Source organism: Dapis purpurea BLCC-M126, assembly GCF_050015975.1.
Classification (GTDB): Bacteria; Cyanobacteriota; Cyanobacteriia; order Cyanobacteriales; family Microcoleaceae; genus Trichodesmium.
Map to the genome: position 1 here is coordinate 1 of NZ_JBNHER010000051.1, position 8,235 is coordinate 8,235.

An 8,235-nucleotide genomic window follows, 5' to 3' on the forward strand; every position below is an offset into this window, starting at 1 on the left:
CTACATCGCTCTATTTAGTATACGCTATATATAGTGTCTTTGCGTAAGTCCTGTATTAGATACTAATGTTTGTATTATTTATTTAAAAGGCTTAAATAACAATTTAAAACAGAGATTAGAAAGTCATAATCCGCGAGATATAGTGGTCTGTTCTGTAGTCAAATCTGAATTATTTTATGGAGCAATAAAAAGTCAAAAATCACAACAAAATTTACTTCAATAACGAATCTTTTTAAGTAGGTTTATGTCTTTGCCTTTCGATGATAAATGTACAGAAATATATGGGGAGATTCGGACAAGGTTAGAAAAAGTGGGGGTAGTCCTGCATAGTAATGGTTGAAGATATATATTTTTTTAATTTCTTCCCACACTTCCTACACCTCTCAAACTTCCCACACTCTCTCTACCATTACTATGCACCACCACCAAAGTGGGAACACCCATCGGGCCTTATGATTTACAAATAGCTTCAATCGCTATAGCTAATGATTTAATTTTAGTCACTCATAATGTTGCTGAATTTCAAAGGATTAGTGAATTAAATGTAGAAGATTGGGAAGTTTGAGTCAAGTTCTAAAAAGAGAGACTAAGGGAAATAATTGATGATTTCTGTGCGATTATTGATTTTATTTTTTATTTTTGGAGATGTCTATTGCCAGAGAGATGGCAAACTATAATTGCTCAATACTTTTAGTGAGTGGTAGCATCCTGCTCCCGCGCGTGAGCGAGACGCTCACACTCATCAAACTTAACTATTGGTACTTAAACATTTTATGGTCGGAAAAATGCCTCAAAGTCTCTCTAGACAAGGGAATTACGTCGATGCCCTAAAAATGGCTAGAACCCTTGGTAATTCAGGATTTATGCCTTTTTGACGTAAAAGCCTTTGCTAGTATATATTTGAGCCTTTTTTATGGCTCTATTTTGTTTAAGTCCCGCTATTAACTGTTAACTGAAACAGGGTATCAAAATGCTGAAATAAAGAAAACTACTAGAATTTAGTTTCTAAAACTTTTTTCTGTTGACGACTGAAAAGCTTATGTGTTTGACTTTACAAGTCTCTGCACGAAGGAAGATATCATTAACATAAAACTTACCCTGCCAATACCTAGTCACAGGGAAACGTCCCTGCTCAGGTTGGCTGATATTGAACAACCTTGAGTCACTATATGACAACCATTTTCCTCCTTCGCGCCATCCTACTTTGTCTCCAAAGTTTTTCCATAACTCATCATCATACTCTTTCGTTCCAGCCAAACTGTAATAAATTTCACTTTGCACGGAAAAGCCTAATTTGTCATCACTGTGTTTTTGCCAAAGCAGGTCTATCATACGGAGGTGTAAACATGAAAATTTTTTAATCGACTCTGTATCTAGGCCGTTTTCTCTTTTTCGGTTACTGACTTTTAGCATAATATTGAAAGTTTCCCGATCTGCTTCTTTCCATTTCTTTTGTGTTAGTAGATTTTCTAGATTAGAATAGTCTCCAATTATGTTAGTAGTGTTTTGTGGTTCAAGTTGTGATATTAGTATCTTATATAAGTAAGGTACTCCTCGAAAAAGACCTATTACCAATACTCCTACTCCAAGAATTCCTGCTACAAAATCACCTTTTAACTTCAAAGTATTAGTAGTAGATTTTATTTCATTATTTTCTGATTTTTTATCTGTTTTTTTATACTCGATTCAACAGCCTTATTTCCTATTGATTGTTTTTTCTGCTCATCAGTATTTTGAATAGTTGTAACTAATTTTACATTATCCTGCTTATGCCAAATTCTTTTCAAAGCTTTTAAGGATTTTTCTTGATCAAGAGACACTGCTAAAACACGAGTCCATAATTGTTCTGCTAATTCTAGATTACCCCTATTTTCTGCTTCTAATGCTTCTTCTCTAAGAGGAGCAATATCCTTTTCAGTTGCCTGCTTTTCCAACAAAATTAAATGATATTTAGTAGCAGGTTCAACAATAGCATAGGGAGTTTGCCGAGGCTTTCCAAACTGACGATTAATATTGGAAACTTGATGGCTTATACTATTATATAATCTTTCAACAGTAGCACAATTACCTTCATCTTTAATCCTTAAAGATTCTAATAAAGCATAGGCAAAAGCACCCTGTTGTATCTTTTCATCCTCAATTTCATAAGACCTTTCATTAGGGCTACAAGAAAAAAATGTAATTACTCCTTTCTGCTTCTCTTCTCCTATACCTAAACCTTTTGAACTTTCCTGACTGCGACAAGCATCCAAAAATAAAATTACATTATCCGCTCCACATCGCCTTAACTTTTCTGTCACAAAATAAAGGGGAATAGCAGTATCTTCTACTCCATCTGGATGAGGATCGGCATCAGTAGGCATCAAATAATCTCGGTCATTAAAACGCATTCCATGACCGCTATAAAAGAACCAAAATTATCACCTGCGGATAAAAATTCCTTGTTATATCTTACTCGTAAAAATCTTTGAAGAGTGCCATAAGTTGGTTGAGAATTAAAAGGTTTACCTGCATCATTAATTTGAGGGGAATTATCCGTAAATAAATAAACATTCTCTTTTTCAAAACCTGCCTCATCAATAAAATAATCCCGCATTAATTCAGCATCTCTCTGAGCATATTGAAGAGTTGGCATATTATCATAATCATTAATTCCAACACAAATAGCCCAATTTTTTGCCATCTTTTAAGACTCCTTACGTTCTAATTTTAGTTTAATTGCTCCCTTACTTCCAGCTTTGCCACCAATGCCAAGTAGATTAATTTGACCTTCCCCATTAATTTCAACTGATAATTCTATTTCTTTTAACTTAAGATTAGAAGTTTCTCGATCTGTATGATCAAATACATCTTCAATAACTCTGAGAAATTCAGACATTTCTCGTTTTAAATCTTCAGCTTTAACCTGAAATCTTTTTCTACTTGATTGAGTAGATTCTTTGGGAAATTCATACACTCCTCTTTTCACATCTTTGGCTCTAACCTGAAATCTTTTTCTACTTGATTCGAGAGATTCTTCTGGCCAATCATCATAACTAGCTCCAGTATCTACAGAACTTTTTCCTCCAGAAGTTTCTGAAGAAGTTTCATCGGCAATAATCCAAATTTTCTTGTCTTCCATAATAATAATTAGGTCTAATTTTTAAAGTTTCGGACATTTTTCAGTCGTTGCCTAGAGATAATCGCTATATTTTAACTTATTTGATTTTTAGACAAACTCTGGAGAGCGATCGCTATATTTAGTAATGTAGGTTGGGTTGAGAAACCGAAACCCAACATATAGGAATCAGGAATGATTTTGATAGAATTTAAGAACTACTAAGATAAATCTAAACCCTTTTATATTCTGACTCCTGTAGAGGCGATTCGTGAATCGCCCCTACGACTTCTGACTCCTAATCAGCACTAAAACTCACAACTGAAATATGATTACTATATATAGGTTTTTGTTATATAGGTTTTTGTTGGGTTGCGCTGGCGCTTAACTCAACCTACAAAAGCTAGGAGTTTTGTCAATTTTCCCCTATTAAACTAACTTTATTCCACAACTTTTTTCTCTTGCTCATTTAAACTAATTTTGACATCTTCATCAGATTTTTCTGAAGCTTTTGTCAACTCAAAAATTGGCGGTTCTAAATCGGGAATGGGTACTTCAAACCCAGGTGGTAAAGGTGGTAGTTGTGGCAAACCAGAATCTAATCCTTTAGTCTGCTTCAATAACTCATTAATACTAACTTCCGGTACAGGCGGTATTTCCGTAACTTTCAATGCTGTCATCAAATTCACTAAGGCAAATTCAATATGACTATCTGGGTTTTTTGCCACCCATCCATCTTTTGTTAACTGTCGCATTTCAAAATGTAAGTGGGGACCTGTAGACATTCCTGTATTACCAACTCGTCCAATAACTTCTCCTTGTTGTACAAACTCTCCTGGTTTGACAAAGATTTCTGATAAGTGACCATAGAGAGTTTCCAATGATTTTCTCTGGTGATCTAGCACAACAGTCACACCATAACCACCTAACCAGTCAGCGATCGCTACTTGACCTGCATAAGTTGCAACTACTGGGGTTCCGGTTGGTGCGCCTAAGTCTGTTCCGGTGTGGAATTTTTTATAACCTAATATTGGATGTTCTCTCCAACCAAATAATGAGGTGATGGGTGCTGGAATAGACAGAGGAAATATTAACCGGGTATTACCATTTCCGGGTACTGCGGGAGGTCGCATGGTGCGTTTATAATAAGCTAAACCTGACTGGGATATGGGGTTATGAAATAATCCCTGCACTTGAGCGGGTAATACTGCTGCGACTTCTACTCCCTGAGAAGAGTCTGAGTAGTGTGGAGCATAAGAGGTGCTGGAGTAATAACCACTTTGACTAGAGGATGAATTTGAGTAGTAACTTGTTTGACTATAACTAGAGGTATCTGAATAATAACTACCGTTGGAAGAGTAATAGCTATTATTGTAGGATGAATCTTGGTAGCTATTTTGAGAATAGTAATTTTGCTGAGTTCCCCCATTCCACGAATTATTAGAAGAAGTTTGAGCAGGGGCACTCCAATTATTTGTTGCGGTAGTCGCACTCCAGTTATTAGTCTGAGTGGGGGCGCTCCAGTTATTATTATTTTCGGCGACAGCACTCCAATTTTTATTATTTGTTGGATATTGAGCAACTTCACCTGTGGAACGTTCTGAGAAAACTACTGTACTTGGTGCTTCATAACTTTCAGTTGCACCGACTTTGTAATTTGTGTCATCTATATAAGCATTAGTCGAACCATCATAATAATAAAGTTTCTCAGGTTTTGGTAATGTTAGGGGTGGTAAGTCATTTTTGGGTTTCTTTGAGAGGTTAAGATTAGTATTAGTCGGAGGTGCTACATACAGGTTTTTTGGTAGATAGATAGTATTGTCGGGTTCTGGTTCCGGTTCCGGTTCATAGGTTGGTGCTGGTTGGGAGTAGTATGGTTCCGGTTCGTAATAACTTGGTGCTGGTTGAGAATAGTAAGATGGTTCGGGTTCGTAATAAGTGGGTGCTGGTTGAGAATAATAAGGTTCCGGTTCTGGTTCGTAATAATATGGTTCAGAATAGCTAGGTGAAGCAGAGTAATATGGTTCTGGTTCGTAGTAGGGTTGTGAATAATAAGGTTCGGGTTCGTAATATGGCGCGGGCGAATAATATGGCTCTGGTTCGTAGTAGGGTTCTGGTGAATAGGAGGGTGCTGAATAAGATGTTTGGGGAGAATAACTATCTACTGGGGCGGGTTGATATGATGGTTCATAATCATAAACTTCTATTTCCAAAACCATCTCGGCTAAAACCATACCTCTACTAAGCATCCCTAAACTAGCTAGACAACAACCTAGTTGCATGAGGGACTTGTGAGTTAGAAGTTTGGTCTGAATCAAGTTTTGCTTTTGGTTCTGCTCTGGAGTTGTTTCCTGTGGTTGGGTGTTGGACTCAACCGATCGGTTTTGGTTTTCTAGCGACATTATTTCCTGCTCTATAAAAGTGATACAAAGCGCCACATAAAGTGACAATAGTCATGTTTACTTCCTGCTTCTACTGAGGCCGTCGGCGGTTACTCATCCACAGGCATTGACGATCAATTGGTTTTCTAGCGACATTATTTCCTGCTCTATAAAAGTGATACAAAGCGCCACATAAAGTGACAATAGTCATGTTTACTTCCTGCTTCTACTGAGGCCGTCGGCGGTTACTCATCCACAGGCATTGACGATCAAGCCGACCGCATCTCTTGAGTGCGTCTTGCATTCTGAGGTCTCCTCAGAATTAAGCACTCGCTTTTTTAAATTAATACTTGCGTTTAAATCTCTATCTATTGACAAGCCACACTCTGGACAATTATAAGTCCTTAGATTTAATGGCATATCTTGGACATGACCACAGTTAGAACAAGTCTTTGATGATGGAAAAAATCTATCTTCTACTACTAGCTCACAACCGTACCATTGGCACTTATATCCAAGCTGTCTTCTAAATTCATAAAAGCACTGTCTACTTATAGATTTGGCTAATTTGTGGTTGGCTAACATACCCCTGACATTCAAATCTTCAATGACAACAGTGCCGTGGTTCTTGGCTAAGTATGTTGTCAGTTTATGAAGTGCGTCTTTACGGATGTTAGCTACTCGCCTATGCAATACCGCTATCTTAAGTTGCGCCTTTTTCCAGTTAGCAGAACCAATTATTTTATTACGGTTCAGGTATTGTAGTCTAGATAGCTTATATTCAAATTTCTTGTAAGACTTAGCTCCTTCAAATAAAACTCCCGTGCTTAAAGTTGCTAAGGTTTTTACTCCTAGATCTACACCTACAACTTCTGTCTTTTTAGGTGTTGGAGTTGGAGTATAGGAGTAGCTACAACTTAAGTACCAATCACCTGCTTGTCTACTAATGGTTACTTTTTGAGTTGTTGCTTCAATAGGTTCATAAGTTTTGATAATACCAATAACAGGTAATTTATGATTCCATCCATTTAATTCTATTGGTTTTCCACCACGATCAATTGTGAAAGAATCAGACCTACTTTTCTTCTTAAACTTTGGGTATTTACCTAGCCCTTGAAAAAACCGCTTAAATGCTTCACCTAAGTTCAGGAAAGCGTATTGATAAACCCTAGAAGACAAGTTCTTCATCCAAGGATAAAGAGGTTTTGTCTGATTAGTAAAAACTTCTCTAAGCTTACGGGCGTTAGGTTTGTAACCATCTTTATATGCCTGATTCCATAGACTTAAGCCCCAGTTATAACACCATCTACCATAGCCTGCGTGTTGAGCCAAAAGGGTTTTTTGTTTGTTATTCAGTTTGAGCTTGGTTCTGACGGATTTCATCTATCCATGAGCGTAGTTTATCTAATTATATAAATAGTATAATTTTTAACGGATGTATTATATCATTGTTCTTTGATATTGATAAATCAAATATCAAGTTTTTTCTACTGCGGAAAAACGACCAGATGTATTTCAATTTCTCCCCTACTCCCTTACTCCCTTACTAACTTGGCCATAGCCCAGACTGATCGTACCTGGTTTTAGGTATATTTCTGAGGGCGATATTTGAGACTGAGTTTTTGAGGTAGCTGAGTCTGGGTTAATTTTTACTTTTAACTCCCCACTATTAGTTACGCCTAATACTTTGCCAAGACGATTTTCTACTACCACTTCCTGCCCTACATTTATCAGTAGTTGGGTATAACTTGGTAAAATACTTTCTATTCCTGAGTCTAAAAGTTGTTTAATGCCAGAATCTAGTCCATGAAAGACTATTGCAGCTAACATTTCTAGAGAGGATATTTTTGGTTGAGACTGGTTTCTATAATAGCTTTGCAGATTAATGCCTGTATCTGGCACAGAATTAGCCCAGTTAATCCCAATACCAATTACTGCGGTCGAAATTTTTTTCTTGTTTATCCTGGTTTCTGTGAGGATGCCACCTAATTTTCGATTTTCTAAGATTAAGTCGTTAGGCCACTTAATTTTTACTGGTACACCATAATCCTGCAAAGTTGAGGCTATACCCCAAGCTGTAGATAAGGTTAGTTGCGGGGTTTGGGATATTGATATTTTGGGGGCTACTGACATATATAGTCCGCCGATGCTTGATATCCAGTTTCGTCCCCATTGTCCGCGTCCTGCTGTTTGTTGGGTTGCTATGACTATGGTTCCTGGTAATGCTCCTGAGTCAATTAGTTGCCAAAGGGTTTGATTTGTTGAGGGGAGGCTGGAAAAAATATGGATATGATTGGGGGTCGAAGGGTTGGATATGTCGGAAGTTCTAAGTCTCTGAATATTTGATAGGGAGTTGATAAATTGTGTTTGGTTAAATTCTGGCAATTTTTTTACTGTCGATTAATAAATATGACTTGGTCAAATTTTGACAGATTATGCTGCTCAAATTTTCTATTGCGGATAGAGCAATAGTAGTTTCATTTCCTCAAACACTCCGAGATGAGTGATGGAATTTTCCTTCTATTGCGGATAGAGCAATAGTAGTTTCATTTCCTCAAGCACTCCGAGATGAGTGATGGAATTTTCCTTCTATTGCGGATAGAGCAATAGTAGTTTCATTTCCTCAAGCACTCCGAGATGAGTGATGGAATTTTCCTTCTATTGCGTATAGAGCAATAGTAGTTTCATTTCCTCAAACACTCAGATGAGTGATGGAATTTTCCTTCTATTGCGTATAGAGCAATAGTAGTTTCATTT

General features: G+C 37.1%; 7 protein-coding genes and 1 pseudogene. 1 reads left to right on the plus strand and 7 read right to left on the minus strand.

What is annotated here, in order from left to right:
- Window positions 1-64: 64 nt before the first annotated feature.
- A pseudogene (locus ACP6PL_RS04975) lies at window positions 65-223 on the plus strand (PIN domain-containing protein); the annotation flags it as partial.
- Window positions 224-1,005: 782 nt separating this feature from the next.
- Here the strand turns inward: ACP6PL_RS04975 and ACP6PL_RS04980 are convergent.
- The 7 genes from ACP6PL_RS04980 to ACP6PL_RS05010 all read right to left on the minus strand — a co-directional run bounded on the left by ACP6PL_RS04980 (window position 1,006) and on the right by ACP6PL_RS05010 (window position 7,863).
- Window positions 1,006-1,623 (minus strand): GUN4 domain-containing protein, encoded by a 618-nt coding sequence (locus ACP6PL_RS04980; RefSeq protein ID WP_426543172.1) that lies wholly within the window; start codon window positions 1,621-1,623, stop codon window positions 1,006-1,008.
- Between the two features lie 17 nt (window positions 1,624-1,640).
- Complete coding sequence (locus tag ACP6PL_RS04985; RefSeq protein ID WP_426543174.1) at window positions 1,641-2,390, minus strand: caspase family protein; 750 nt, start codon at window positions 2,388-2,390, stop codon at window positions 1,641-1,643.
- Complete coding sequence (locus ACP6PL_RS04990; protein WP_426543176.1) at window positions 2,363-2,683, minus strand: caspase family protein; 321 nt, start codon at window positions 2,681-2,683, stop codon at window positions 2,363-2,365. The genes ACP6PL_RS04985 and ACP6PL_RS04990 overlap by 28 nt, the downstream gene beginning before the upstream one ends.
- A 3-nt stretch (window positions 2,684-2,686) precedes the next feature.
- Entirely contained in the window at window positions 2,687-3,121 is a 435-nt protein-coding gene (locus ACP6PL_RS04995; protein ID WP_426543178.1) for a Pepco domain-containing protein, read from the minus strand.
- Between the two features lie 416 nt (window positions 3,122-3,537).
- Window positions 3,538-5,499, minus strand: coding sequence for a M23 family metallopeptidase (locus tag ACP6PL_RS05000; protein WP_426543180.1), 1,962 nt, complete (start codon window positions 5,497-5,499; stop codon window positions 3,538-3,540).
- Between the two features lie 228 nt (window positions 5,500-5,727).
- A complete protein-coding gene (locus ACP6PL_RS05005) occupies window positions 5,728-6,861 on the minus strand; it encodes an RNA-guided endonuclease InsQ/TnpB family protein (RefSeq protein WP_426543182.1) in 1,134 nt (377 codons plus the stop codon).
- 144 nt (window positions 6,862-7,005) lie between these two features.
- Complete coding sequence (locus tag ACP6PL_RS05010) at window positions 7,006-7,863, minus strand: biotin--[acetyl-CoA-carboxylase] ligase (protein WP_426543184.1); 858 nt, start codon at window positions 7,861-7,863, stop codon at window positions 7,006-7,008.
- Between the last annotated feature and the right edge of the window lie 372 nt (window positions 7,864-8,235).